Raw genomic sequence first — 24,322 nt, 5'->3', positions numbered from 1 at the left:
ACCGCCGAGGTGCGGATCACCGATGCGCGGGGGCGGCCGACCCCCGCAGGCATGCGGAGGGTGGCGCGGGCGGCCGGCCATCCGGCGCTCGAGTCCCGCACCATGTGCGCGAGTCGGGGGTCGGCGCCGTCCCCCGGTTCCATCAGGATGCGCGCCTGCCCGGTTGGCGTGGCGGCCGGCTCGGGCGCCGTCGGGTGGGGGTTTTCGGGGGGCTTTTCCTTTCCTTCCCAGTGTCTTGACGAACCCATGACACTGGCGGACCATCATGCTGGCGCGCGCCTCACCTCCTCCACCGTTCCGCCCCCACGGACCCCCACAGGAGGACAGTCATGCGACTGCCCCGCCGAGGGAAGCCCGCTGCGGCCACCGCCGTGCTGCTGGCCCTCGCCCTCGCCACACCGATCACCGCCCGGGCGGCCTCCCCCGACCGCCGCCCCGCTCCCTCGTCCGCGTCCGTCGACGCCGCGCGGCAGTACCGGCTCGACGGCCCCCGCACCGTCGCCGAACGCACCGCCGTCGCCGCCACCGGCGCCGCCGTCGACGCCGTCCTGCCCGACGCGGTGGTGGTCACCGCCACCCCCGCCGAGGCCGAGCGGCTGCGGGCGCTCGGCTGGTCCCCGGTCGCGCTGCCCGGCCCCCGCTACGGCGCCGAGCCGGGCACCGGACAGGGCGACGGGCCCGACGTCGGGAGCCTGAGCGGGGTGAACGACTTCCCGCAGGCCGACTCCGGCTACCACAACTACGCCGAGGCCACCGCCGACATCGACGCCGTGGTCGCCGCACACCCGGACATCATGAGCAAGCGCGTCATCGGCACCTCGTACGAGGGGCGGCCGATCGTCGCGGTGAAGATCAGCGACAACGTCGGCACCGACGAGAACGAGCCCGAGGTGCTGTTCACCGCCCACCAGCACGCCCGCGAGCACCTCACCGTCGAGATGGCGCTGTACCTGCTGCACGAGTTCGGCGACAAGTACGCCACCGACAGCCGGATCGCCAACGCCGTCAACAGCCGCGAGATCTGGGTGATCCCCGACCTCAACCCGGACGGCGGCGAGTACGACATCGCCACCGGCCGCTACCGCAGCTGGCGCAAGGACCGTCAGCCGAACTCCGGCAGCAACAGCGTCGGCACCGACCTCAACCGCAACTGGAACTACAAGTGGGGCTGCTGCGGCGGCTCCTCCGGCTCCACCTCCAGCGAGACCTACCGGGGCAGCGCCCCGGAGTCCGCCCGGGAGACCAAGGTCGTCGCCGACTTCGTCCGCAGCCGGATCGTCGGCGGCAAGCAGCAGATCACCGCGGCCATCGACTTCCACACCTACAGCGAACTGGTGCTCTGGCCGTTCGGCTGGACCACCGCCGAGACGGTGCCCGGCATGACCGCCGACGAGTACAACACCTTCGCCACCCTCGGCCGCAGCATGGCCGCCACCAACGGCTACACGCCCGAGCAGTCCAGCGACCTCTACATCACCGACGGCGCGATCGACGACTGGCTCTGGGGCGCCCAACGCGTCTTCGCCTACACCTTCGAGATGTACCCCGGCCCCAACGGCAGCAGCGGCTTCTACCCGCCCGACGAGGTGATCGGCCGCGAAACCAGCCGCAACCGCGAGGCGGTCCTGCGCCTGGTGGAGACCGCCGACTGCGTCTACCGCGTGATCGGCAAGCAGCAGCAGTACTGCGGCATCCCGGCCTGACCGCACACACCTCGGAGCGGGTGCCCGGCCCTTCCTCGCCGAACGGGCCGACGCTCACGAAGAGTCGAGGCCTCCGCCGCCGGCGCGCGAGAAGCGCCGGCGGCGGAGGCCTGTCCGCTGCAGCTCAGACGGGCCCGGTGCCACGGCAGAGGACGTCGGAAGGCCCGGTGGACGCCTCCTGATCCCGACTAGCGGCAGGCCGGGCCGAAGAACACCTGGACCTTCTTCAGTGGCGGGGCGGGTGTGACGTCGGTGTCGTAGCCCGGGTTGTCGCTCGCCCAGGCCGCCTGCGTGCAGTAGCCCGGTTCCTTCGGGGCCGTCCTCTCCAGGTTCTCGAACGTCGGTTCGCAGGTCGCGATTGCGTACGCTCCGAGAAGCTCTGAGCTCGGGGGGAGACCCGGCACGACGAACCGGACGATGACGTCACGTGTGGGCCCGCAGCCGGTCGTGACCGGCGAGGGCGTACTTGTGGCTGCTGTGGCCGCCTGCGGACCCGCGGGCCGCGCCTGCACGGTCGGGCTGTGCGTGGCCGGCGTGGACGGCGGCGTTGACGGCGGTGTGGTTCTCGCTTCCCGGTCTGGACTGGCAGACGGCACCGGTGCTGCTACCGACGCCGTCACCGGAGCTGCGATGCCCGTGACCGCCGCCGGCCTCGGTTGTGTGGTCGACGCGCTGGGCGGCATGGCCCTCGGGAGAGGACCGACGATCGAGCCGATGATCCCGATGGCCATGAGCAGGGCGAACAGGCCACCGCAGCCCATGCCGGCGACCTGCCAGGGTTTGAACCTGCGTGGGCGAGGCGTGGCCGGCTGAACCGACGGCGCAAGACCGGATGGTGCCCTGGCCGAGTCGGGGTTCTGCGCCCCTCCCTGGTTGGGGCGGGATAGGTCGGGGTCGGTCACGAGTGGTGCCTTACCTGTGGGTCGGATGGCCAGGACCGAGTCTGGCAGCAGACGGAGGCCAACTACCTTCATGTGCAGGACTGTTATCGCGCAGTGACGTCATGAATCGATCGAGGCTCCGGGCGATCACCGGGGATCGCGTCGTTCGCTGCACCGCTGCGGCCCGCGACGCGTGGCCGGAGGGAGTGCACGGCGCGGCCCGCGTCATCGGTGGGCGCTCCGGTCTGACCGGGCTCGCCGCCAGCGGCGTCAACCCTCGGCGTCGACGTCGGTGTTGGCGGGGGCGAGTTGGATGACGGCGTGGCGGCCGTTGGTGCGCCACGGGGTGGCGGTGTCGTCGAGTCGGGTGACACGGGTGTCGTCGAGGCCGACGATCACGTCCGACTTGAGGGTGCGCAGTGCCGCGACGGCGGAGGGGAAGTGGCGTGTCGTCTCGGCGAACGGGGTGGTCGGCGGCCAGAGCCGGTCGCCGACGAGGCGGCGGTAGTTGAGGTCTCCCTTGAGGACGGTCAGGGCCGCGCCGGTGAACTCGGCCCGCAGGTCCCCGGGCATGTCGTGGTACGGCAGCGGGGCGCAGAAGAACGGGTGCGTGCGGACGGCGAGCGTTCCGTCGCCCATGGCCTGCCACAGTCGCCCGCCGGCCGCCGCGGCGGCCGGTGAGGGAGCGGTGCGGAGGCGGCCGAGTGCGGCGAGGACGTCGGCCGTCGTCGCGTCCGACACGAAGTACGGCTGCGGCTTGACGTACAGGGCGACCTGCGCCGCCAGGCCGCGGGTCAGGAGGTGGTCGATCAGGACGAGGTCCGGGAGGAGCTCCCGGCCCGCGTTGTCCGCGACGACGCAGACCCGCCCGCCCCCGGCCCGCTCCAGCGTGGCCCAGAGCTGCGCGCTGTCGTCGGCGAGCAGGCCGGAGGCGGCCCGGCCGGCGGCCGAAACCGGACCGTCGGAGGACGCCGGACCGTCGGAGGAGGCCGGGCCGTCGGGCGCAGGCGGACCCTCCGGCTCGGCGGTGATGCGGAAGCTCAGGTCCGCGCGGTTGCCCCACAGGGCGGACGACAGCAGGGCGTCCGCCCGTCGGCTCTGCGGCAGGCCGTCCAGGACGTCGAGGGAGGCCAGCTCGTCGTCGACCGCCGCCCCGGCCAGCTCGTCGGCCTTGAAGGGCGCGAACGGGTCGACGCCCTGCCAGGCACCGGGCCGGAAGTAGCCGGTGGCGTCGAGCAGGCGGTGGTAGAAGTAGCTCTCCGCCCACAGGAACGGCGCCTCGCCCCACGGCTTGCCCCACAGGCCCCGGCCCCACTCCACCCACTGCCTGGCGTCCGGGCTGTCCGTGCCCGGCGGCTCCAGGACACCGGTGGTGCTCTCCGCGAGCAGCCGCCCGACCGCCGCCCGCTCGGCGGGCCCGTACGGCAGCGCGCCGAGGACCTGTCGGAGGAGCACCGGGTGCCGCTGGTGGAAGACGCCCCAGGCGAACGACCCGGGGACGTCGCTGCGGATCACGGGTGCGTTCGACACGGTGCTGCTCGTTTCTCTCATCATCGCCGGGCGGCCGGTCCGACAGTACTGCCGACGGGCCTCGCACGAGGTCTGCACCACCCTTGGGCGTAGCCACCCGTTCCTGCCCCCATGCGGATGGATCGTGACCTGCTCCGGGCGGCCGGTGTCGCGGGCCGCGCGCTGGGGTGTACGGGCCGAGGGTCAGAGGTGGGGCCACGGGTCGATTCCCGCCTCCTTGAGCCGTTGTTCTTCCCGCCAGTTCAGGAAGACCGGCTGATCCGGGGAGAACAGGCCCATGGGCTGAGGACTGATCTCCCCGGCCAGGAACCCGACGAGGAAGTCGACCATGCCGCAGTCGTACTCGACCCAGTCGCCGTCCCGGGTGAGTACGAGGGTGGTCCACCTGTCGGGATCCGGATCCGTGGTGTCCCAGAACGCCTGGTTGGCGCTGCAGTCCACGGCCCACGAGAACCTCCCCCGCAGGGCCGGGCCGTCCTCGGGGTTCAGGTCGAGCAGCTCGTACCCGCACTCGATCAACTCCTCGAACCCCAGGTGGCTGCGAGGGTCCTGGACATCCTTCAGCGGCAGCCCCACGTGGAGCGAGCAATTGATCGATCCGCCACCGTAGGCGGACACGAAGGCGCGGTAGTCCGCGGGGAACCGAGTGCCCCATCTGCGGGCCGCCGCGTCCCAGTCGACGGGATCGCCGGCTCCGTCGTGCGGCGGCAGAACCCCGGCCAACCGGGCAACACTCGGATGCATCAGCAGTGCCTCTCAGAGAGCCCGGACAGAGCCCCGCCGAGCGTTTCGCAGGAGCGCGGCTCCCGCCGCGGCCTGGGACACCCTAGTGATCACGTCTGTGCGAGGCGAACTCCGCAACCGCGGTCGCCGACCACGGAACCCGATTCGCACCGGATCCCCAGGGCCCGGCGCATGACAGCCGCCGTACGGCTCCGGGCGAAGCGGGTGGACAGGTGCGGACAGGGCCGGACAGCCGCCGTTCCCCGCAGGTCTGGGAAGTGGACAGCCCCTGACGTGAGGCTGTGCGCCATGGACCCCGCACACGCACCCGGACGGACGGGAGGTGCGCCGAGTCCCGACGGGCCGTGCCGGTCCGGTCGTCTGACGCGCCATCCCCGCACCTCCGCACTGCACGACTGCCCAGCCCGCCCGAAGGAGCTTCCCAATGCTGATGTCAAGCCGTTGCAGTGACGGGAGGTGAATCGTGATAGCACTGTCCGTCACGGATCATGGCCCACAGGACGTTGACGCGGCGGCGCGAGAGCGCCAGCAGGGCTTGTTTGTGGCCCTTCCCCTCGGCTCGCTTGCGCGTGTAGAACGCCTTCGAAGCGGCGCAGGACTTCAGGCTGGCGAACGAGGAGAGGTAGAACGACCGCAGGAGCCCGCGGTGAAACCGGCGAGGGCGGCGGAGATTGCCGCTGACCCGTCCGGAGTCACGCGGGACCGGAGCCAGGCCGGCGTATCCGGCGAGGCGGTCGGCGCTGCCGAAGGCGGCCATGTCGCCGCCGGTGGCAGCCAGGAACTCGGCACCGAGGAGTTTGCCCATGCCGGGCAGGCTGAGGATTACCTCGGCGTACGGGTGTTCGCGAAACCGGGCCTCGATCATGGTGTCGAGCTCGGCGACCTCCTGGTCGAGGGCGATCACCCCCTTGGCGAGCCGGACCACCATCGCGGCAGCCAGCTTCTCGCCGGGAAGGGCGGTGTACTGGGCCTCGGCCGCGTCCACGACGGCCTTGGCCAGCGCGGCGGCGCCGTGGACCTTGCGGTTGCGAAGCCAGGTCTCGATGCGCTTCGCGCCGGCCCGGCGGATCGCCGCCGGGCTCTGGTAGCCGGTCAGCAGAAGGACCGGGCCCTTGTTGGTGAGCTCCAGCGTGCGCTCCAACGCCGGGCATATTTCCAGCAGCTGGGCGCGAAGGCGGTTGATCTGGCGAGTCCGGTCGGCCACCAGGTCAGTGCGGCGGGTGGTCAACGTCCGCACGTCGACAGCGATCTCGTTACCGGGCCGCAGCAGGCCGAGGTCCTTGCGCATGCGGGCCTGGTCGGCGATGACGTAGGCGTCCTTGGCGTCGGTCTTGCCCTCACCGCGGTAGGTGCCAGAGGCGCGGTGGACAGCCAGGCCGGTGATGTACCAGCGGCTGGTCGTGGCCGACCAGCAGGCTGATCAGCAGCGCGGCGCCGCCGTGGTTGAGATCGACGGCCCAGAGCACGTCCTCGTCGAGGGCCAGGACATCCTGGATCAGCTCCAGCAGGGCCGATTCGTCGTTCAGGACGCGGCGGGACAGCAGCCGTTCGCCGTCCGCGTTGATCACCACACAGTGGTGATGCTCCTTGCCGATGTCCACTCCGGCCCAGATCCGGGGCACGGTCACCTCCGCCAGCTCGTCACGGTCGAACTTCCAGCAGACGACCTCGCCGGCGTTGCCCTACAAAGCGATCGAGTCGCAGATCCCAATTGGCGGTCGAGTCGTCGCGGGGGTCCGGGCGGCCAAGCTCCTTGAGCCATCGGCGGCGCAGCACATGTAGCCATACCCAGATCCCCTGGGTAGCTCCGATCTTACGAATGATCAGTTTCAACCCACCAAGAAAGGTAGGGCAGCACCATGACGTCCCGTCCGCCCCACGCCGTGAGCACACTGGTCGCCGCCGCGGCCCTCTGTGCCACCGCTGTCTCGGCCGCCACCACCGCGCAGGCTGTGGAGGACGCCGGCCGGCGTCCGTCGAGAATCGTCAACGACTGGGCCCGGGCCTGGAACGGCACCGACCCCCGGGCGCTGGGCGCCCTGTTCACCGTCGACGGCACCTACTCCGACGAGGGCGTGGGCGTCACCTTCCACGGCCGCCAGGAGATCTCCGGGTGGAAGGCCCGCGCGGACGGCCTGATCGACGGCGTCCACGTCACCGTGCGGGCCGCTCACCGCAACGGCGACCGCATCACCGTCGACGCCGTCTACGCGGGCCACCTCAAGGGCGCACCGACGCCGTTCGCCGTGCCGATGACCACCGTCCTCGACCTCGACGGGAGCCACTGCAGGATCACCGCCGACCGCGACCGCTACAGCCTCTCCACCGTCCTCGCCCAGTCCGGCCTCCCCGCCGACTGGACCCCGCCCGCTGGTCAGATCGCGCACCGCCGGGCGGCCCCAGTGGCCGGTGCGCGCTCGCGGTGGCGGCCGGGTGGAGTGGCGGCCGGCCTCTGAACTCCCGACCAGCGGTGGAGCCACGGCCCGTCCGCCGACGCACCGGAAGTCGGCCCGGCCGACTTCCGGTGCACACTGCCACGACCGCCAGCCCACGACGCCGGCCAGGAGCCGTCCAGCCGGTCATTGATGGCCGGCTCTGGCTGGCTGCTGCTCCAGGGCTTGGTGCTGGGGGGGATGGCGCGGGCCCGGATGAGGCAACCGGGCCCCGCTGCACGGGAAGTCGACCAGGCCGACTTCCCGTGCAGCGGGCGGCGCGGTGGAACGCGCCGGTCGAGGAGGCCCGGCCGGTTCTCGAGGGCGATGGGATGGGGGCCGTTCAGGCGCTCCTGGCTGAGCGTGGTGCGACCGTCATCGAGGCGATGGCGATCACCCGGGAGCTGCTCGGGAGAGCGGAGACGCCGCTCCGGGTCGCCGTCGACATCGTGACGGAGAGCGGGGCGCGGCAGTAGTGCGTGGGGATGCACCCGTAGGGTCGGGGGGATCGGGATCGGGGAGCGGGGCCGGAACGGGGGTGGGTGGGATGGCGGAGGCGCCCGGAATGCGGGTGGTTCGCATGGAGATCGACCGGTACGACTGGGGCGCGTTCTCCTGCGGGTGCGGGCGATCGGCGGCTCATCTGCCGGGTGCGTTGCTCCGGCTGATCACCGCGCGTACGCCGGGGGAGGCGACGCTGGCGGAGATCGACGGTCACGTCATGATCCAGTCCAGCCTGATGGACCCGGCTCCCGCGGCCGCCGCCGTCGTCCTCGCGGCGCTGGCCGATCCGGCCGTCACCACGCCGGTGGCCCGCACCGCCCTGCTGGGTCTTCTCCTGGCCTTCGGCGCCGGGGACACCGTGCAGCAGGAGGAGTGCGAGGAGCTGATCCGGGGAGGCGTCTGGATCCTCTACCGGGAACTCGTCACCCATCCGTCGGGCATCGCCCGGGAGCACGCCTACGAGACCCTGAGCAACCTCGACACGGAGCGGGACCGGCTGGAGTCCTTCCTGCGGGCGAGCCGCGCGCAGCACCCGTCGGACGTGGACTGACCCGGTCGGGGGCTCAGGGCAGGAAGTGGGCGCCGAGGAGGCCCCGGCCGGTGTCGGCGGCGGCGCGCCAGACGGGTGGGACGCCGTCCAGGAGGGTGTCGAGGTCGGCCCGGGTCGCCTCGTCGCGGAGGGCGGCGGTGAGGAGCCGTTCGGCGTGGTGGCGCGCGGGGGCGTCCCAGGTGAAGGCCTGTTCGACGGCGGGGAGGGTCTGCCGGACCTCCTCGGGGGTGAGGACGAGATCGCCGAACCAGCCGGGGAGGAGCGCGAACCGGGTGGGGCCGAGGGCGTGCGCCAGGGCGGCCGCCGGGTAGGAGTTGCGGGCCGAGACGGCGAGGCGGGGCAGCGAGTCGTCGCTCCCGCGTTCCCAGGCCTCGTAGACGAGGCAGATCCGGTCGTCCAGTGCGGACGGCGCGGCGGACTCGACGAGGTGGTGCCGTGATTCCTCGGTGCTTCCCGCCTCGCGCCACCACGCGAGGAGCTCCCGCGACCCGGGTAGGGAGGCCTCGGCGTCGACGGCCGGTCGCAGCCGCGGCGCGTACTGCGCGACGGCGTCGGCCGTCATGGGCAGCAGGCACCACATCCCCAGGAAGCTCACCGTCGCCCCCTCTCGTCGTCGTAGGGGGATGCTGCCACCCGGGTCTGACAGTCGTGCGGGTGCGCCGGCGCACCGGCGTACGGCCGCACGGGCGGCCCGGTACAACGGTTCCGGGGACGACTACGCGGTGGTCTTCGATCAGGCCGGGGTGTTCCTCCACGGTTTCGACCACGAGAGCGACGCCACCCCGTGGCGGGCGGAGCAGCGCGCGCACTGGCCCGGCCTGCTGGACGGGCTGCCCGCGTCGCTCGCGCCGTACGCGCAGGCGCCGGAGTTCCAGTTCGAGGGGTTCTTCGACGCCACCGTGTGCGTCTGGAGGGAGGCGGCTGCCCCGGCGTGGCGGTGCGGTCCGGTGGAGTTCGCCGACGGCGAGTCGGACGGCTCCGACTGGCTGTTCGGGCTGCTCACCGGGGAGGGCCCGGAGGCGTACGTGGCGTTCGCCGAGGACTACTACGAGCGGGAGGTCGATCGGGAGGCGGTGGCCGCGGTGCTGGTCGGCGGGGCGGTCGGCCGGGGGCTGGTGGCGACGCTGTCGTCCGTGGCGCGCTTCGAGGCCGTCGCCGAGCAGGCCCGCGCGCTGGGGTACACCGTGCTGGAGGACTGACCCGCCCGGCTACCGGGGTGGCGTGCGGGGGTGCGGACGCGGGTGGCAGGCTGGGCCGGTGCCGAGCGACTACACGCGTGACCAGGGCGACGAGGGCGACCAGGGCAGCCACCGGCCGGGGCCGGGGGAGGGCGAGGGCAGCCCGGACGGGAGGCTGATCCGTCCGGCCTTCTGGGCCGCCTACCTGATGCGGATGTGGGCGCTGGACGATCCGGAAGGCCGGTGCCTGGCACGCTGGTTCGGGGTGGACGCCGTCGACGCCGAAGCGGCCTGGGACGCGCACCTGTGGGGCGAGTCCGAGGTCCTGGTGCCGTTCGGCGGCGGTCACCGGGTGGTCGTGACAAGCGTGGAGTTCCCCACGGACTGGGGGACGGAGTTCCGGATCCACCACCCCGGCTGGGGCGGACGTTCGGTGCAGCTGGCGGACGTCGACCGGTACGTCGCACGGCGCCTCGGGACGCCGGAGCACCAGCGGGGCCCGGGGCTGTCCTGGCGGGAGGCCGCACACCTGGCCCGGACGCCGGACCGCGCGGCCCCGGGGGTCCACGACCCGCACGCGCGGCTGCTCCTGCTGCTCCCGCTGGTCGGTGACGCCGAGACCCCGCAGGGGGCGGTCGGGTCGATCGGGGCGGCCCTCACCGCGGCCGGTGTGGCGGCGGCGGACGCGCCCGCTGCCGCGCGCTTCCTGCTGGACCGCCCGGTCTGGCCGGCCGCCCGCTGGGAGTCGCCGGCGTCCGCAGACCGCGGCCGGCGCGGGCCGTCGTGGCGCGGCCCGTCGTGGTGCAGGCGGGTGGCCGGGGGGCCTGCCGACCACGTCCTCCGGTGCGACGCCCCGGCGAGCCCGCGACACGCCGCGCACAGCGGCGCGTCGGGTGTGTCGGGTGAGACGGCCGACCGGCTCGCCCGGGCCCTCGGCACCCGGCCGGACGGGGCGGGCCGATAACGGTGTGCCGCCGTCCACCCGTTGCGGTGAGGTGAAGCCGAGGAGTCGGGCGCGGGCGTTGTCCCGGGCCGCTCACGGCAGCTGCCGAATCCCTCCCCGGGGTTCAACTCAGCTGGTCGCGCACGAGATCAAGGAATGCCTGTCGGCTCGGATGTATGTGTGCCCAGACCTTCTCGTCCTGTGGCTCTCCCGGGTCTTCGGGGCCCTTTCTGATCACGTCCTGTAGTGCGAACGCGAGGCTGCGTGCCGCTTCGCTGACCTCGGACGGGCACAGTACGTGGATCGTCTTCTGCATCACCCACACCCTGTCAAGGACCTGCTTTGCCCGGGCCTGCCACTGCTCGTCAGCCAGGTCGTGGTGATGCCGATCCACCGCGACTCGTTCTGCTTCCTGCACCGCAGACAGAAATTCGATGAGGTGAGTGAGACGCTCGTTGCGGCGCGCCTCGGCAAGTTCACGAACACTGCGGCGCGCCTCGCCGCGTTCCAGGGCGCGTCCTGCCGAGCGCTGGGCCAGCATCGACATGAGTCCGCCGAGTAGGACGCCGATGAGCGGCGCAAGCGTTGTCCACATAGCGTCCGACTATGACACCAACGGCATGAACACGGCACGGGGTTCGGGCAACACCGGGCCGAGGCCGGGACGCGAAGGCGGCCAGGTCGTCGCCGCCTTCGACAGCGGCGGGCAGCAGACGGCGGAAGACCTGAGACCTTCGCGTTGTCCTGGGTGCTCTTGGCCACAGCGCGGACCGGGAGGTCCGGCACGGGCGGCCATGGCGGCGGCGTCCGGTCTCCCACAGCTTGTGGCCTACTCAACTGATCGAGTCGGTGAACGACACCCTCAAAGGCCTGCTCGACCTGGAACAACGCGGCGGCCGGACCTTTGAGGGCGTCGCCGTCCGCGTCGCCCGACGCGTCCTCGCGCCGGCCGTGGAAACCTGGCACGACCACAGGACCGGACAGCCGATCACACGGCCCCTGATCGCCTACGATCACTGATCACTTGGAATGACTCGTCCAGGGAACGGGGGGCGTGGTGTCACGAGCGGCAGGGGCGGTCGTCGGGGCGGCGGTGGGTGACGCCCTGGGCGCGCCCTACGAGTTCGGCCCGGCCGGGGCGTTCTCGGCCCGGTTCCCGGACGGCGGGGGAGAGTTGGCGGCGGGCGGCGGCTGGGAGCGGGGTGAGGCGACCGACGACACGCAGATGGCCGTGCTGGTCGCCGAATCGCTCCTCGACCGGGGGGAGTTGGACCTCCCGGACGTCTTCGAACGGTTCCGGCGCTGGGCCGCCGCCGAGCCCAAGGACATCGGCATCCAGACGGAGGACGTGCTGACCAACGGCATGCCGTGGGACCTCGCGGCCGCCGTCCACTTCAACTCGACGCTGCGGGCGGCCGGCAACGGTTCGCTGATGCGCGCCTCGACGTCGGCCGTCGCGTTCGCCGACGCCGGACGGTCGGCCACCATGGACGCCGCCCGCCGGATCGCCGCCCTCACCCACGGGGACCGGGCGGCCTGGGAGGGGACGGCGATCTTCCACGAGCTGGTCCGCCTCGCCCTCGCCGGGGCCGATCCGCTCGCCGCCGTCCCCGACGCCCTGGCCCACGTCGACGCCGAGCACCGCGACCGCTACGCCGCCGTTCTGGCGCCGGACTGGCACCCAGACCGGGCCACCGAGGCGAACGGGGCGGTCTGGCCGTGCCTCGGTTCGGCGGTGTGGGCGCTGCGCACCACCAGCGGGTTCGAGGAGGCGCTCCGCGCCGCCGTCGATCTCGGCGGCGACACCGACACGGTGGCTGCCGTCACCGGGGCCCTGGCCGGGGCCAGGTACGGCCTGGCGGCGATTCCGGCGCGCTGGACGGAGCCGCTGCACGTGCCGCTGCCCGGATCCGGTGGGCGGGTGCTGAGGGTGGGTGATCTGGTGGACCTGGCCGCGCGGTTGGCGGCCTGGCCGGGCCGCCCGGTCTGACGGGCCGACGATCTGACGGGCCGACGATCTGACGGGCCGACGACCTGAGGGGCAAGAGCCCGACGTCCCACCGATCCACCGGCCCGACGGCCCACCGGCCCGACGGCCCCGAGCGTCCTGACCTCGTGACCTTCCGGGGCCCGGCGGACCCGGTGGCCGGGTCGGTGGTGGGCGGGGCTACCGTACGGTGGCAGCGGTTCGAGAGCGAATGAGGGGGCCAGGTGGCAGTCGAGGTGACGGTCCGTCCGGTGGCGTGGGTGGTCGGCGGGCGGGAGGAGGTGCGGGACGACGGCTGGGGGAGTGTCGGTGCGGTGATCCGGCTGGACGGCGAGCGGTTCGGCGAGGAGGCGCTGTACGGGCTGGCGGACTTCTCGCACCTGGAGGTGGTCTACCACTTCGACCGCGTCCCGGAGGACGAGGTGGAGTCCGGGGCCCGGCGCCCGCGCGGCAACCCGGACTGGCCGCTGGTCGGCATCTTCGCGCAGCGCGGCAAGAACCGCCCGAACCGGTTGGGCGTCTCGCGGTGCGAGCTGGTCCGCGTCGACGGTCTGGAGCTCCACGTGACCGGGCTGGACGCGGTGGCCGGTACGCCGGTGCTCGACATCAAGCCGTACCTGGCGGAGTTCGGGCCGCGGGGTGAGGTCCGGCAGTCGGAGTGGTCGGTGGAGCTGATGAAGGAGTACTACGAGACCGAGTCCGCCGAGTCCGCTCAGCCCACCGAGACCTCCGGGTCCGCAGGGGCCACCGAGACCTCCGGGTCCGCCCAGTGAGGCTCGCGGTGGTGTCCGGCGGGGGGACCGGGATCGGCCGGGCGATCGCCGCCCGCCTGGCCGCCGACGGGAACCGGGTGGTGATCCTCGGCCGCCGGGAGGCGGTGCTGGAGGAGGCCCGGGCGCGGATCGAGGAGACCGTCGGCCCGGGCCGGATCGTCCCGGTGCCGGCGGACCTGACGGACCCGGCGGCGGTCGAGGCCGCGGCCGCCCGGATCGCCGGGCTCGGCCCGGTGGACGTGCTGGTGAACAACGCGGGCGCCATCGTCACCCCGCCCGCCGGGGACGGCCTGGCGGCCCTCGCTGACGCCTGGCGCAAGGACCTGGACGCCAACCTGCTCACCGCCGTGCTGCTGACGACCGCGTTGCAGGGGAGGCTGCGCCGGCCCGGTGGCCGGTTGGTGGTGATCAGTTCGGCGGCGGCGCAGCGCGGCGGTGCGGGCCCGCACTCGGCCGGTTCGTACGCGGCGGCGAAGGCGGCGCTGCACGGCTGGGCGTTCGGGCTGGCGCGGCAGTTGGGCCCGGACGGTGTCACGGTGAACGTGCTCGCGCCGGGTTACGTGGCGGACACCGAGATCTTCGGTGCCGGCTGGAGCGAGGAGTTCCACGCCGGGAAGGTCGCCGACACGCTGGTCGGTCGGGCCGGTACGCCCGCCGATGTGGCGGAGGCGGTCGGCTTCCTCGCCTCGCCGTCCGCCGGGTACCTCACCGGGCAGGTGATCGGGTTGAACGGCGGTGCGGTGCTCGGCCGCTGAGGGGTGCCCGGGCGTCGCGGCACCGCGGGCCGCGGCGCCGCGCGGCGCGTTCATCGGACGTCAACCGGCCCTGCCTACCGTGGGTCCGTCCGCCGACGCACGGCCGCCGCACGACCACCGACGACCGCCGCACTTGACCACCGGCGACCGACGACCACCGACCGCCGACGACCGACCCGAGGAGTCCCCGCTGTCCAGGATCATCACCACCGCCCTGCCCGCACACGGCCACACCGGCCCGCTGCTGGCCGTCTCCGCCGACCTCGCCGCCCGAGGGCACGAGGTGGTTTTCCTCGGGGGCTCCCGGTTCGCCGGGGCGGCGCGCCGGGCCGGGGTGCGGTTCGCCGCGCTGCCCGCCGAGGCGGACTTCGACGACCGGGACCTGGACGCGTCGTTCCCGGGCCGGTCGGCGCTGCCGCCCGGGCCGGAGCGGATCGGCTTCGACGTGCGGCACGTCTTCCTGGACCCGATTCCGGCGCAGTACCGGACGCTGCTGGCGCTGCTGGCGGACTTCCCGGCCGATGCGGTGATCGCCGACGCGTTCGTGCAGGGCGCGCTGGCGCTGGCGTCGGGCCGGCCGCGGGCCGAGCGTCCGGCGCTGATCGGGATCGGGGTGTCGCCGGTGATGCTGCCGAGCGTGGACACCGCGCCGTTCGGCTACGCGCTGCCGCCGATGCCGGGGGAGGAGGGCCGGGCCCGCAACCGGGCGCTGCTGGCGGAGTCGGAGCGGCGCGGCGAGCCCCTGCGGGAGTACGCCGCGAAGGTGTACGCGGGCCTGGGGGTGCGGATGCCGGAGGGGCCGCGCGGGTTGGCGATGGTGACGGTGCCGGACCACTACCTCCAGCTGACCGTGCCGGGTTTCGAGTACCCGCGCAGTGACGCCCCGGCGTCGTTCCGGCTGATCGGGGCGCTGCCCGGGGTCGACGGGGAGGCGCAGCCGCTGCCGTCGTGGTGGGACGAGCTGTCCGACGGGCGGCCGGTGGTGGTGGTGACGCAGGGGACGCTGGCCAACGCCGACCTGGGGGAGCTGGTGGTACCGACCGTCACCGCGCTGGCGGACCGCGACGTCCTGGTGGTGGCCGTCACCGGCCGCCCGGAGGGGCCGGCGGCGCTGGTGGATCTGCTGGGCGGGGAGCTGCCGGGCAACGTGCGCGCCGCCGGGTACGTCCCGTTCGAGCGGTTGCTGCCGCAGGCGGACGTGCTGGTCAGCAACGGTGGTTACGGCGGGGTGCACACCGCGCTGCGGCACGGGGTGCCGCTGGTGGTGGCGGGGGCGAGCGAGGACAAGCCGGAGGTGGCGGCCCGGGTGCAGTGGGCGGGTGTGGGGGTGGACCTGCGCACCGGTCGCCCGGATCCGGCCGCGGTGGGGCGGGCGGTCGACGAGGTGCTCGGGCGGGGCCGGTTCCGCGAGCGGGCCCGGGCGCTGGGCGCGGAGCTCGCGGAGTACCGGCCGTTCGACGCCATCGCCGAGCTGGTGGACTCCCTGGCTGCTGAGGGTCACTGAAGGTCTCCGGGGGCCGCTGAGGGCTGCTGAGAGCCGCTCAGGGCTGCTGAGGCCGGGCTCCGGGTGCCCGGGTTCAGGGTGCCCGGGCCACCCCCGGGGGCACCCCGGGGACCGGCCTGCTCGCCGTCAGTCCCGCTCGCCGTCAGTCCCGCTCGCCGCCAGTCCCCGTCACCGTCAACCCCCGTCGCCGTCAGTCCCCGTCGGCGTCGGGGGCCGCGGTCGGCGCGCCGCCGGACTTGATGCCGAGCTTGACCTCGGCCGTGGTCCAGTCGGTGGCGATGGCCTGCTGGGCGGCGGCGAGGGTGGTCTGGCCCTTGCAGATCGCGGTGTGCAGGTGGGTCTCCACCGAGTCCTTGGGGTTGTTGGGGCCCTTGCCCGGCACGTGGTCGGGGGAGGGCGGCTGGACCCAGAGGTTGCGCGGGTCGTTGGGGTCGCCGCCGAGCTGCAGGCTGATCAGGTGGTCGTACTCGGCGTCGCCCATCGGGCCGCTGTAGCCGTAGGACTTGGCGTTCTCGGCCTTCTCCTTGCCGGTGATGTTGGACGGCGGGCGGATCGTCGAGGTGTAGCCGCCGGTCTTGCAGATGGTGTCGTTGAGGTTGCCCTGGTTGACGGCCGGGCTGATCGCGCCGGGGGTGCAGTTCGGGTCGGGCAGCGGCTGCTTGTCGGCCGTGTAGCGGTACTTGCAGCTGCCCGGCGCGGGCTGCGGCTGGACGTCGTAGGAGCTCTTCGGGCCGGCTCCGGTGGCGACGGCGGCGGGTGCGGGGGCCGCTCCGGCGTTGGGGTCGGCGGCGTCGCCGGCGGGTGCGGCGGCGGTGCTGCGGCCCGCCGGCTTGGCGGTGTGGCCGCCGCCGGGCGAGCAGCCGGTGGCTGCGGCTATCAGGGCGGCCGCGGCTATGGCCAGGGCGGCACGGGCGGGAGCCGGCACGGGTTCCTCCAGGTCGGTGCGGTCGGACGGGCGGCGGGCGGACGGGTGACGCCGCCGGCCGCGCCAGCGGACACTACCGTGTCGAGGGGGCCGAACGGGTGACGCCACGTCCGGGCGCGGGAGGGCTGTGACCGGCGTGCGGAATCGTTTCCGCGTCACCGGACGCCCGGGCCCTCCCCGGCGGCCGGCCGCGGCCGGCCGCCGGGCGGAGCAACCCAGCAGGGCGGCAGGCGCCGGGCGGCGTAGCTTCGTGACCGAACGACGACGTTCGCCCCTTTCGGACCTCCCGGAGTCACCCCATGCGGAGTCACCCCATGCGGATCCCCGCCCTGATCGCGGCAGCCGCGCTGCTACCCGTCCCGCTCCTCGCCGCCCCGGCCGCCCGGGCCTCCGCCGCGCCCGTGCACCGCCCGACGTACGCCAAGGACCTGAGCGTGCAGGTGAGCCCGCCGTCCTTCCCGACCGCGCCCGGCGCCGTCGGGACCGTCCTGGTGACGGTCTGCAACAACGGGACCGAGACGCCGACCGAGGCCACCCTGGTCGTCAACGGTCCCGGGGATCCGGGCCTGGAGCTCACCACCGACCACGCGGGCCCGGTGGACGGCGGCTGGAACTGGATCCGGTTCCAGGTGGCGCAGGGCCTCGCGCCGGGCACCTGCGAGACCGAGCGGATCTTCGGCCGGAGCATCGGCACCACCCCGGGCCCGCAGACCTACCCGGGCGGCACCGCCGTCGTCACCTGGGACCCGGCGCAGAACCCGGACGACGGGTCGGCCACCTGGTCCTTCGCCACCTCGGCGCCGGTGACGAACGCCGTGCTGGAGATGTGGCGGCCCCCGAAGCCGGCGGCGCCCGGCGACCCGGCCGACTTCGAGGTGCTGGAGCGCAACCTGGGCCCCTCCACCGACTACCCGTGGCGCGGCCGGGTGGTGGCACAGCTGCCGCCCGGCTCCACCTGGCTGGACACCGCGCCGAGTTCCAACCCGTGCGTGATCTCGGCGGACGGCACGACGGCGACCTGTGACGACCCGGTCAACAACACCTGGTCCCGGTACAACCGGGGCTTCGCGCTCCGGGTCGACCCGGCCGCGAGCCCCGGGACGAGCATCCCGGTCACGCTCACCTACCAGGCCCCGGCCAACCCGGACCCGCACGCCTTCGTGCTGACGGTGCCGATCCCGGTCTGCTGATCCCCCCGGGTGCCGCCGTGGGGGCGAGGCCGCGCCCCACGGCGGCACGGCCGACGGGCTACCGCTGCGCCGCGATCCAGTCCGAGATGAGCTCGTCCAGCACCCCCAGGGGCAGGCTGCCGTGCCCGATCAGCTGGTGGTGGAACTCCCGGACGTCGAACCGCCCGCCCAGAGCCGCCTGGGCGCGCTCGCGGTGCCGGACGATCTCCCGACGGCCGATCAGGTAGGCGGTGGCCTGGCCCGGCCAGGAGATGTACCGGTCGATCTCGTTGCGGACGTTCTCCTCGGTGGTGGCCGTGTTGTCCCGCATGAACGCGATCGCCCGCTCCCGCGACCAGCCGAAGTGGTGCAGTCCGGTGTCGACGACCAGGCGCACGGCGCGCAGCGCGTCCATCGAGAGCATGCCGAAGCGCGAGAGGTCCGAGCTGTACAGCCCCATCTCGTCCGCGAGCCGCTCGGTGTACAGCCCCCAGCCCTCGACGTGGGCGGTCAGCTGACCGCTCGGCTTCTGCCGGAACACCGGCAGGTGGTGCAGCGTCTGGGCGACGGCGATCTGCAGGTGGTGGCCGGGCACGCTCTCGTGGAAGGCGATCGCCTCGTACTCGTACCGGAACCGGGTCTGCGGGCGCAGGGTGTTGATCCAGTGGGTGCCGGGCAGGCCGCCGGGGCCCGGCGGCTGGTAGTAGGCCAGCGGCGCGGTCTCCGCCTCGACCGGGTCGATCTCCCGGGTCACGCAGTCGGCGATCGGGTACGGGCGGAAGTAGTCGACCGAGGCGCGGCGGGCGCGCTCCAGCGCGTCGTCGACGAGGGCGATGATCTCCGCGGCGCTGTCGAAGCGCAGCGCGCGGTCCTCGCGCAGCGCGGTCAGCACGCCCTCGGTGTCGGTGATGCCGAGCACCCGCCCGCCCAGCTCGGCGAACTCCTCGCGCAGCTCGGCCACGGTGTCCAGGCCGATCCGGTGGACCTCCTCCGGGGTGAGGCCCGGCCGGGTGTAGCGGGCGACGGCGTCGGCGTAGCCCTCGGTGCCGCCGGGCACGTGGCAGACGCCGGCCTGGTCGTCGGGCCTGGCGTCCGCGGCCAACTGCTGGGCCAGCCCGGCCCGGTAGCGGGCCACCGCCGGGCGCACGCCGTCGCGGACGATCGCCAGGGCCCGTTCGAGCTCCGGCCGGCCCCGCATCGGGCGCAGCAGCTGGTCGTCGTCCGGGCCGGCGGCCAGGTAGGCGTCCAGCTGGGTGACGGCGGCGTCGACGCCGCTGCGCAGCGGCCGTCGGCCGTCGGCCGCGGTGTCCAGGAAGCCCTGCAGGACGGCGTCGAAGTAGCCCGGCAGGCCGGCCAGCCGCTCCAGGTAGGCCTCGGGGCCCTCCTGGTCGACGGAGGTCATGGCGAGCGAGGTGAACGCCGCGTTCTGCGGTGCCACGATGGTCGCGGAGACGCTGAAGTCGGCCAGCCCGTGGGTGATCTGGCCCGTGCCGTTCTCGATCAGCCGGCCGAGGACGCCGTGGGTGATCCGGTCGTCGCCGGTCAGCGCGTCCACCGGGATCGCGGCCAGCCGCGTACCGATCCCGGTCAGCACCTCGCGGTGGCGCAGCGCGGCCGCCCGGGAGGGGTCGGGCACCTGGTGGGCGTGGCCCGCGACCCCGCTGAGCGTCGCGTCGAACGGGTTGTGCGCGTTCTCGGCGGCGAAGAACTCCTCCGCGAGTGAGGCGAGTTCGGCCTGATGCGGCTGGTCGGTCACGATCGTTCCCCCGGTCCGGTGCGGTCTGTGTGCCGAGGGGGCCCTGGGCGGCCCCGGTTGCGCCGATTATTCGGAGCGGCCGGCGGCGCGGTCAATAAGCACCGGTGGAAATAAGCACCGGTGGCACGGGGTCGGTGGAACGAGCGCCGGTCGACGTCGGGGCCGGGCCGCGCCGGGGTGCGGCACCGGCGCGGTGCTGCCGGTCCGCGCCGGTGTCCGCGCGCCGGGGCACCGGTCTGACGGTGCGTCAGCGGTAGGCCTCCGGTGCGGCGGGCAGGCCGGCGTCCTGGACCTCGACCAGGTAGCGCCAGCAGTCCGGGCGGCTGCCGTCGAGGTCGGTGAAGCCGTACTCCCGGGCGAGCTGCCCGCTGGACAGCGACCGGCCGTTCCACCGGGCGAGCGCCGGGTCGGCGGCCAGGGCGGCGACCGCCCGGCCGACGTAGCGCGGCGTCTCGGAGATGCCGAAGTGCGGCTCCCGCACCACGGCGTCCCGCCAGGTCTCCTCGGTGACGCCGAAGTGCTCCAACATCATCTCGGAGCGCATCCAGCCGGGGGTGAGCGCGACGGCGGTGGCGCCGCGCGGGCCCAGCTCGTGGCCGAGGGAGAAGGCCATCCGCAGCACGGAGGACTTGGCGAGGTCGTAGAAGAAGGAGTTGCGGTAGGTGGCGCCGTTGTACTCGGCGGTGCCGTCCGTCATCTCGACGACCAGGCCGCCCGGGTGGCGCAGCAGCAGCGGGAGCGCGTGGTGGCTGGTCACGGCGTGCGTCTCCACGGCCAGCCGCAGCAGCCGCAGGCCGTCGTCCAGGTCGTGCTCCCAGACCGGGACGTTCCAGCCGAACAGGTTCTCGCCGCCCCAGATGTCGTTGACCAGGACGTCCAGCCGGCCCTGCTCGGCGTCGATCCGCTCGACCAGGGCGGCGACCCGGGCGGGGACGAGGTGGTCCGTCGGGACGGCGATGCCCGTTCCGCCGGCCGCCGTCACCAGGTCGGCGGTGTCCTCGACCGTCTCCGGGCGGTCGTACTCCGAGCGCTGCCGCCGGGTGCTGCGCCCGGTGACGTACACCGTGGCGCCCGCGGCGCCCAGTTCGACGGCGATGCCCCGCCCCGCGCCCCGCGTCGCCCCCGCGACCAGCGCGATCCGCCCGTCCAGTACCCCTGCCACGCGCCCCGCCTCCCTGACCGCCTCCGGCGGCCGCCCGCTGCCCGGTCACGCCACCGGCCGGCCCGGGCGGGCCCGGCTGCCCGGGAACGACCCGCCGGACCCACCGGACCCGGACCCGCCGGACCCACCGGGACCGACCGGCCGCGGTGACGACTGTGCCGACGCCCGTGGAACGGACGTCGGCACCATCCTCGCGCAGGGGTCCGACACTCGGCCGGAGCCGCTGCTCAGCCCGCGTGGGCGGCCTTGGCGGCCTTGGCCGCGGCCTCCTTGTCGTGCTTCGCCTTGATCCGGGCGGTCTCCTTGCGGACGTCCACCTGGTTGGCGCGCTCGTGCTGCAGCCAGAGCGGGTTCTCGGCCTTGATCGCCTCGATCTGGTCGGTGGTGAGCGCCTCCGTCACGCCACCGCGGGCCAGGCCCGAGATGGAGATGCCGAGCTTGGCGGCGACCACCGGGCGCGGGTGCGGGCCGTTCTTGCGCAGCTCCTGGAGCCACTGCGGCGGCTCGGCCTGCAGCGCGTTGAGCTCCTCGCGGGAGACCACGCCCTCCTGGAAGCCGGTCGGCGCCGCGTCGAGGTAGATCCCCAGCTTCTTGGCCGCGGTGGCCGGCTTCATGGTCTGGCCGGTCTTCTGCTTGAGCGATGTCATGGAGACAAGGGTAAGGGAGTGCGCGGGCGCTCCCGGTCACGGTCGGTAGCCTTGCCCTGTGACAGAGATGCAGGTGAACCCGTCCTTCCGGCTCGTGTACGTCCCGGGCGTGACCCCCGGCAAGTGGGCCCGGGTCTGGGGCGAGCGGCTCCCGGACGTGCCGCTCGACCTCCTCGCGGTGCCGGTCGGCGACGCCGAGGGGACCCTGCGCGGGGGCACCGCGGACGCCGGGCTGCTCCGGCTGCCGGTCGACCGGGACGTGCTCAGCGCGATCCCGCTGTACACCGAGACGACCGTGGTGGTCTTCCCCAAGGACCACTGGCTCGCCGCGGCCGAGGAGGTCGCGCTGACCGACCTCGCCGAGGACGTGGTGTTCCACCCGCTCGACGACACCCTGGGCTGGCCGGGGGAGCTGCCCGGCCGCCCGGCCGTCGAGCGCCCGGCCACCACCGCCGACGCGATCGAGCTGGTGGCGGCCAACGTCGGGGTGCTGCTGGTGCCGCAGTCGCTGGCCCGGCTGCACCACCGGCGCGACCTCACCTTCCGCCCGGTCGTGGAGGCGCCGCAGTCCCAGGTGGTGCTGGCCTGGCGGCAGGAGGAGACGACGGACCTGGTCGAGGAGTTCATCGGCATCGTCCGCGGCCGGACGGTCAACAGCTCGCGCGGCCGGGGCGCGCAGCCGGCCGCCCCCGCCGCCGAGCCGAAGAAGGGCGCGCAGGCCCGCAAGCCCCAGTCGCCGAAGGCGGGCCAGCAGAAGGCCGGCCAGCAGCGGGCGGGCCAGCAGAAGGGCGGCCAGCAGAAGACCCAGGGCAAGCCGCGGCCTTCGGCGGGCGGCCGGGGCGGTGCGGCCGCGAAGCGGGGCAGCGGCAAGCCCAAGCGGCGCTCGTAGCGCCAGGCCCGGGCGGCCGCCAAACGCGGCGCCACGCACCGGAACCCCCCCCGCGGCGCCGCGCACCGGAGCCCCCGGCCGGGACGCCCGGGGCCTCCGGTGCTGGCCGGGGCCCGGTGGGGCGCGTACCGTCGGCCCCGGGCGCTGCCGGCCCCGTCCGGTCGAGGGGTTGGAGGAGCGCGCCGTGTGGCACGACCTGGTGGTTGTCCAGATGCCGATCGCGGAGAAGGTCGTCCGCACGGTGGCGGTCTACGTGCTGATCCTGGTGCTGTTCAGGGTCGCGGGCAAGCGCGGGCTGGCCGGTCTGAACACCTTCGACATGGTGGTCGTCTTCCTGCTCTCCAACGTGGTGCAGAACGCGATCATCGGCAACGACAACAGCCTGCTCGGGGGCACGATCGGCGCGGTCACCCTGGTCACGGTGAACTCCGCCGTCACCCGCTGGCTCGCCCGGGACCCGCGCGCCGCCCGGCTGCTGGAGGGAACCCCGACCACCGTCGTCAAGGACGGCCGGCTCGTGCCGGAGTCGCTGCGCGGCCTCGCGCTGCGGGCGTCCGAGATCGAGCACGCGGTGCGGGTGCAGAACGGGGACACCGTCCGGGACGTCGCGGTCGGCCGCCTGGAGCCGGACGGCCAGTTGGTGATCACCCTCAAGCCCGAGGAGCAGGGCGCCACCCGGGGCGACGTCGAGGAGCTGCGGCGCCGGCTGGAGTCGATCGAGGGGCTGCTCGCCATCCTGGCGGCCGACCGGGGCCGGGGGCGCTGAGCCGGGCGGCCCGCCGTGCCCGGACGGGCCCGCCGTGCCCCCGTGAGGGCTCACCGCCCCCTGGTACGGGCTCACCGTGCCCCTGAGGGCTCACCGGGCCCGGCGGGCGAGGGTGGCCGTGTAGGGGTGCGGGGAGAGCGAGGGGCCGCGGCCGGGGCGGACGGTGCGCCCCGGGGTCGGGGTGACGCTCCACCGGGCGGCGATGGTGGCGATGGCGAGGACGGCCTCGGTGGTGCCGAAGGCGTCGCCGAGGCAGCGGCGGGCGCCGAGGCCGAAGGGGGCGTAGGTGCCGGGGGAGGGGCGGGCGGTGGTGAGCCAGCGGTCGGGGTCGAAGCGGTCCGGGCGGCGGAACAGGTCGGGCCGGCGGTGCAGCAGGTACGGGCTGAACAGGACGGTGGCGCCGGCCGGGACGTGCAGGCCGCCGAGGTCGGCGTCCGTGGTGACGGTGCGGCTGAGGATCCAGACCGGCGGGTAGAGCCGCAGGGTCTCGCTGACCACGCGGGCGGTGAGCGGCAGGGCCGGGAGGTCCTCGTAGCGGGCGGGGCGCCCGTCGAGCACGGTGTCGAGTTCGGTGTGCAGCCGCTCGCGGACGGCCGGGTGGCGGGCGAGCAGCGACCAGGCCCAGGCGAGGGTGGCGGCGGTGGTCTCCGTGCCGGTGAGCAGGAAGGTGGCCACCTGGTCGTGGACCTCGGCGTCGGTGAGCCCGCGCCCGTCCTCGTCGCGGGCGTCGAGCAGCCCGGACAGCAGGTCGTGGTGGTCGGTGCCGGTGGCCCGGCGGCCGGCGACGAGCCGCCCGGTGAGCTCCGACAGGTCCCGGCGGGCGCGCCGGAGACGGCGGTTGCCGGGGGTGGGGAGGCGGTCGGCTCCGGGCAGCGGCAGCGTGACGCGCCGGCCGGTGCCGCGGGTGACGACGTCCACGCTGTCGTGCACGGCCGGGGAGCCGGCCCGGTCGTGCGCGGCGAACAGGCAGCGGGCGGTGGCGGCGGTGGTGAGGCGGTGCATCGCGGCGGGGACGTCGACCACGTCGCCGACGCGCCAGCGGGCGGTGGTGCCGGCGATCTCCTCGGCCATCAGTGCGCCGTAGCCGGGCAACCGGTCGTGGTGGAAGGCGGGTTGGAGCAGGCGGCGCCGGCGCCGGTGGGCCGCGGCGGGGCAGCCGGCGGGGCCGTCCCCGCCCGCGGGGCCGGTGCCGGGCCCGCCCCGGTCGAGGAGGTGGTCCTCGGCGAGCAGCCGGCGCACCAGCTCGGGGTGGCAGGCGACGTACGCGTCGCGCGGGCCGAGTCGGAGCCGGACGAGGTCGCCGTGGGCGGGCAGGCCGGCGACGAAGGCGAGCGGCCGGCGGAGCAGGGCCGGGGTGTGGCCGAGCAGGGGCAGGGCGCCGGGGGCGGTGGCCGAGGTGTACTGGGTGGGCACGGGCGTCACCTTGGGTGGGGGTGGCCGCAACGGTGGTGGCCGGGACGGTTCGTGCTCCCGATCTTTCCCGGAGCCCGGTGGCGAAACGATCCGCGGTGGGCGGGCGGGGGA

At 74.2% G+C, this 24,322-nt stretch carries 23 protein-coding genes and 2 pseudogenes; 14 read left to right on the top strand and 11 right to left on the bottom strand.

Translation table 11 applies throughout. The features are described 5' to 3' along the window. Nucleotides 1–329: 329 nt before the first annotated feature. The gene (locus tag AB0N04_RS32270; RefSeq protein WP_360215176.1) at nucleotides 330–1,703 is read left to right on the top strand and encodes a M14 family metallopeptidase; all 1,374 of its coding nucleotides are present in this window, start codon (nucleotides 330–332) and stop codon (nucleotides 1,701–1,703) included. 188 nt (nucleotides 1,704–1,891) lie between these two features. Here AB0N04_RS32270 and AB0N04_RS32265 read toward each other — a convergent pair whose 3' ends face one another. From AB0N04_RS32265 to AB0N04_RS32250, 4 genes and pseudogenes are all read right to left on the bottom strand, one after another. Beyond that, complete coding sequence (locus AB0N04_RS32265; protein ID WP_360215179.1) at nucleotides 1,892–2,107, bottom strand: hypothetical protein; 216 nt, start codon at nucleotides 2,105–2,107, stop codon at nucleotides 1,892–1,894. 747 nt (nucleotides 2,108–2,854) lie between these two features. Continuing rightward, nucleotides 2,855–4,114: a damage-control phosphatase ARMT1 family protein gene (locus AB0N04_RS32260; RefSeq protein ID WP_360215182.1), complete on the bottom strand. Its 1,260-nt coding sequence runs from the start codon at nucleotides 4,112–4,114 to the stop codon at nucleotides 2,855–2,857. A 183-nt stretch (nucleotides 4,115–4,297) separates the two neighbouring features. Further along, on the bottom strand, nucleotides 4,298–4,858 hold the full coding sequence (locus AB0N04_RS32255) for an SMI1/KNR4 family protein (protein ID WP_360215185.1): 561 nt from the start codon (nucleotides 4,856–4,858) through the stop codon (nucleotides 4,298–4,300). Nucleotides 4,859–5,291: 433 nt separating this feature from the next. After that, nucleotides 5,292–6,486, bottom strand: a pseudogene (locus tag AB0N04_RS32250) (IS110 family transposase). Between the two features lie 255 nt (nucleotides 6,487–6,741). Here AB0N04_RS32250 and AB0N04_RS32245 point away from each other — a divergent pair. The 3 genes from AB0N04_RS32245 (at nucleotide 6,742) to AB0N04_RS32235 (ending at nucleotide 8,344) form a co-directional block, all read left to right on the top strand. Further along, on the top strand, nucleotides 6,742–7,314 hold the full coding sequence (locus AB0N04_RS32245; RefSeq protein ID WP_360215188.1) for a nuclear transport factor 2 family protein: 573 nt from the start codon (nucleotides 6,742–6,744) through the stop codon (nucleotides 7,312–7,314). Between the two features lie 308 nt (nucleotides 7,315–7,622). Further along, entirely contained in the window at nucleotides 7,623–7,766 is a 144-nt protein-coding gene (locus tag AB0N04_RS32240) for a hypothetical protein (protein ID WP_360215191.1), read from the top strand. Between the two features lie 104 nt (nucleotides 7,767–7,870). After that, on the top strand, nucleotides 7,871–8,344 hold the full coding sequence (locus tag AB0N04_RS32235; RefSeq protein ID WP_360215194.1) for a hypothetical protein: 474 nt from the start codon (nucleotides 7,871–7,873) through the stop codon (nucleotides 8,342–8,344). Nucleotides 8,345–8,357: 13 nt separating this feature from the next. On the opposite strand, the gene AB0N04_RS32230 is transcribed toward AB0N04_RS32235, so the two are convergent. Next, on the bottom strand, nucleotides 8,358–8,939 hold the full coding sequence (locus AB0N04_RS32230; RefSeq protein WP_360215197.1) for a hypothetical protein: 582 nt from the start codon (nucleotides 8,937–8,939) through the stop codon (nucleotides 8,358–8,360). A gap of 127 nt (nucleotides 8,940–9,066) precedes the next feature. On the opposite strand from AB0N04_RS32230, the gene AB0N04_RS32225 reads away from it, so the two are divergent. Further along, nucleotides 9,067–9,543 (top strand): hypothetical protein, encoded by a 477-nt coding sequence (locus AB0N04_RS32225; RefSeq protein WP_360215200.1) that lies wholly within the window; start codon nucleotides 9,067–9,069, stop codon nucleotides 9,541–9,543. A gap of 58 nt (nucleotides 9,544–9,601) precedes the next feature. Continuing rightward, nucleotides 9,602–10,486, top strand: a complete 885-nt coding sequence (locus AB0N04_RS32220) for a hypothetical protein (RefSeq protein ID WP_360215203.1) — start codon at nucleotides 9,602–9,604, stop codon at nucleotides 10,484–10,486. A 103-nt stretch (nucleotides 10,487–10,589) separates the two neighbouring features. On the opposite strand, the gene AB0N04_RS32215 is transcribed toward AB0N04_RS32220, so the two are convergent. Next, nucleotides 10,590–11,012 (bottom strand): hypothetical protein, encoded by a 423-nt coding sequence (locus tag AB0N04_RS32215; RefSeq protein WP_360215206.1) that lies wholly within the window; start codon nucleotides 11,010–11,012, stop codon nucleotides 10,590–10,592. 302 nt (nucleotides 11,013–11,314) lie between these two features. On the opposite strand from AB0N04_RS32215, the gene AB0N04_RS32210 reads away from it, so the two are divergent. The 5 genes and pseudogenes from AB0N04_RS32210 to AB0N04_RS32190 all read left to right on the top strand — a co-directional run bounded on the left by AB0N04_RS32210 (nucleotide 11,315) and on the right by AB0N04_RS32190 (nucleotide 15,484). Beyond that, nucleotides 11,315–11,485 (top strand): hypothetical protein, encoded by a 171-nt coding sequence (locus AB0N04_RS32210; RefSeq protein ID WP_360215209.1) that lies wholly within the window; start codon nucleotides 11,315–11,317, stop codon nucleotides 11,483–11,485. Nucleotides 11,486–11,522: 37 nt separating this feature from the next. Further along, the gene (locus AB0N04_RS32205; protein ID WP_360215293.1) at nucleotides 11,523–12,455 is read left to right on the top strand and encodes an ADP-ribosylglycohydrolase family protein; all 933 of its coding nucleotides are present in this window, start codon (nucleotides 11,523–11,525) and stop codon (nucleotides 12,453–12,455) included. A gap of 233 nt (nucleotides 12,456–12,688) precedes the next feature. After that, nucleotides 12,689–13,141 (top strand): annotated as a pseudogene (locus AB0N04_RS32200) (SAM-dependent methyltransferase); the annotation flags it as partial. Between the two features lie 95 nt (nucleotides 13,142–13,236). Then, nucleotides 13,237–13,980, top strand: a complete 744-nt coding sequence (locus AB0N04_RS32195; RefSeq protein ID WP_360215212.1) for an SDR family oxidoreductase — start codon at nucleotides 13,237–13,239, stop codon at nucleotides 13,978–13,980. A gap of 133 nt (nucleotides 13,981–14,113) precedes the next feature. After that, nucleotides 14,114–15,484 carry a nucleotide disphospho-sugar-binding domain-containing protein gene (locus AB0N04_RS32190; RefSeq protein WP_360215215.1) on the top strand — a complete coding sequence of 457 codons (1,371 nt, stop codon included), beginning with the start codon at nucleotides 14,114–14,116 and terminating at the stop codon, nucleotides 15,482–15,484. A 190-nt stretch (nucleotides 15,485–15,674) separates the two neighbouring features. Here the strand turns inward: AB0N04_RS32190 and AB0N04_RS32185 are convergent, their stop codons facing one another. Then, on the bottom strand, nucleotides 15,675–16,409 hold the full coding sequence (locus tag AB0N04_RS32185; protein WP_360215218.1) for a hypothetical protein: 735 nt from the start codon (nucleotides 16,407–16,409) through the stop codon (nucleotides 15,675–15,677). Nucleotides 16,410–16,723: 314 nt separating this feature from the next. On the opposite strand from AB0N04_RS32185, the gene AB0N04_RS32180 reads away from it, so the two are divergent. Next, entirely contained in the window at nucleotides 16,724–17,599 is an 876-nt protein-coding gene (locus AB0N04_RS32180; protein WP_360215221.1) for a hypothetical protein, read from the top strand. A 58-nt stretch (nucleotides 17,600–17,657) separates the two neighbouring features. Here AB0N04_RS32180 and AB0N04_RS32175 read toward each other — a convergent pair whose 3' ends face one another. The 3 genes from AB0N04_RS32175 to AB0N04_RS32165 all read right to left on the bottom strand — a co-directional run bounded on the left by AB0N04_RS32175 (nucleotide 17,658) and on the right by AB0N04_RS32165 (nucleotide 21,143). Further along, nucleotides 17,658–19,334 (bottom strand): DUF885 domain-containing protein, encoded by a 1,677-nt coding sequence (locus AB0N04_RS32175; protein ID WP_360215224.1) that lies wholly within the window; start codon nucleotides 19,332–19,334, stop codon nucleotides 17,658–17,660. A 247-nt stretch (nucleotides 19,335–19,581) separates the two neighbouring features. Then, on the bottom strand, nucleotides 19,582–20,496 hold the full coding sequence (locus tag AB0N04_RS32170) for an SDR family oxidoreductase (protein ID WP_360215227.1): 915 nt from the start codon (nucleotides 20,494–20,496) through the stop codon (nucleotides 19,582–19,584). A 227-nt stretch (nucleotides 20,497–20,723) separates the two neighbouring features. Next, nucleotides 20,724–21,143 (bottom strand): DUF5997 family protein, encoded by a 420-nt coding sequence (locus AB0N04_RS32165; protein ID WP_360215230.1) that lies wholly within the window; start codon nucleotides 21,141–21,143, stop codon nucleotides 20,724–20,726. A gap of 58 nt (nucleotides 21,144–21,201) precedes the next feature. On the opposite strand from AB0N04_RS32165, the gene AB0N04_RS32160 reads away from it, so the two are divergent. Both AB0N04_RS32160 and AB0N04_RS32155 read left to right on the top strand, forming a co-directional pair. Next, a complete protein-coding gene (locus AB0N04_RS32160; RefSeq protein WP_360215233.1) occupies nucleotides 21,202–22,032 on the top strand; it encodes a LysR family substrate-binding domain-containing protein in 831 nt (276 codons plus the stop codon). 184 nt (nucleotides 22,033–22,216) lie between these two features. Further along, complete coding sequence (locus AB0N04_RS32155) at nucleotides 22,217–22,798, top strand: YetF domain-containing protein (RefSeq protein ID WP_360215236.1); 582 nt, start codon at nucleotides 22,217–22,219, stop codon at nucleotides 22,796–22,798. 90 nt (nucleotides 22,799–22,888) lie between these two features. On the opposite strand, the gene AB0N04_RS32150 is transcribed toward AB0N04_RS32155, so the two are convergent. Continuing rightward, entirely contained in the window at nucleotides 22,889–24,211 is a 1,323-nt protein-coding gene (locus AB0N04_RS32150) for a cytochrome P450 (protein ID WP_360215239.1), read from the bottom strand. Between the last annotated feature and the right edge of the window lie 111 nt (nucleotides 24,212–24,322).

Source organism: Kitasatospora sp. NPDC051702, assembly GCF_040681575.1.
Classification (GTDB): Bacteria; Actinomycetota; Actinomycetes; order Streptomycetales; family Streptomycetaceae; genus Kitasatospora.
Note: the sequence above shows the minus strand (reverse complement) of the source record. Positions and strands in the feature narration are given on the sequence as shown.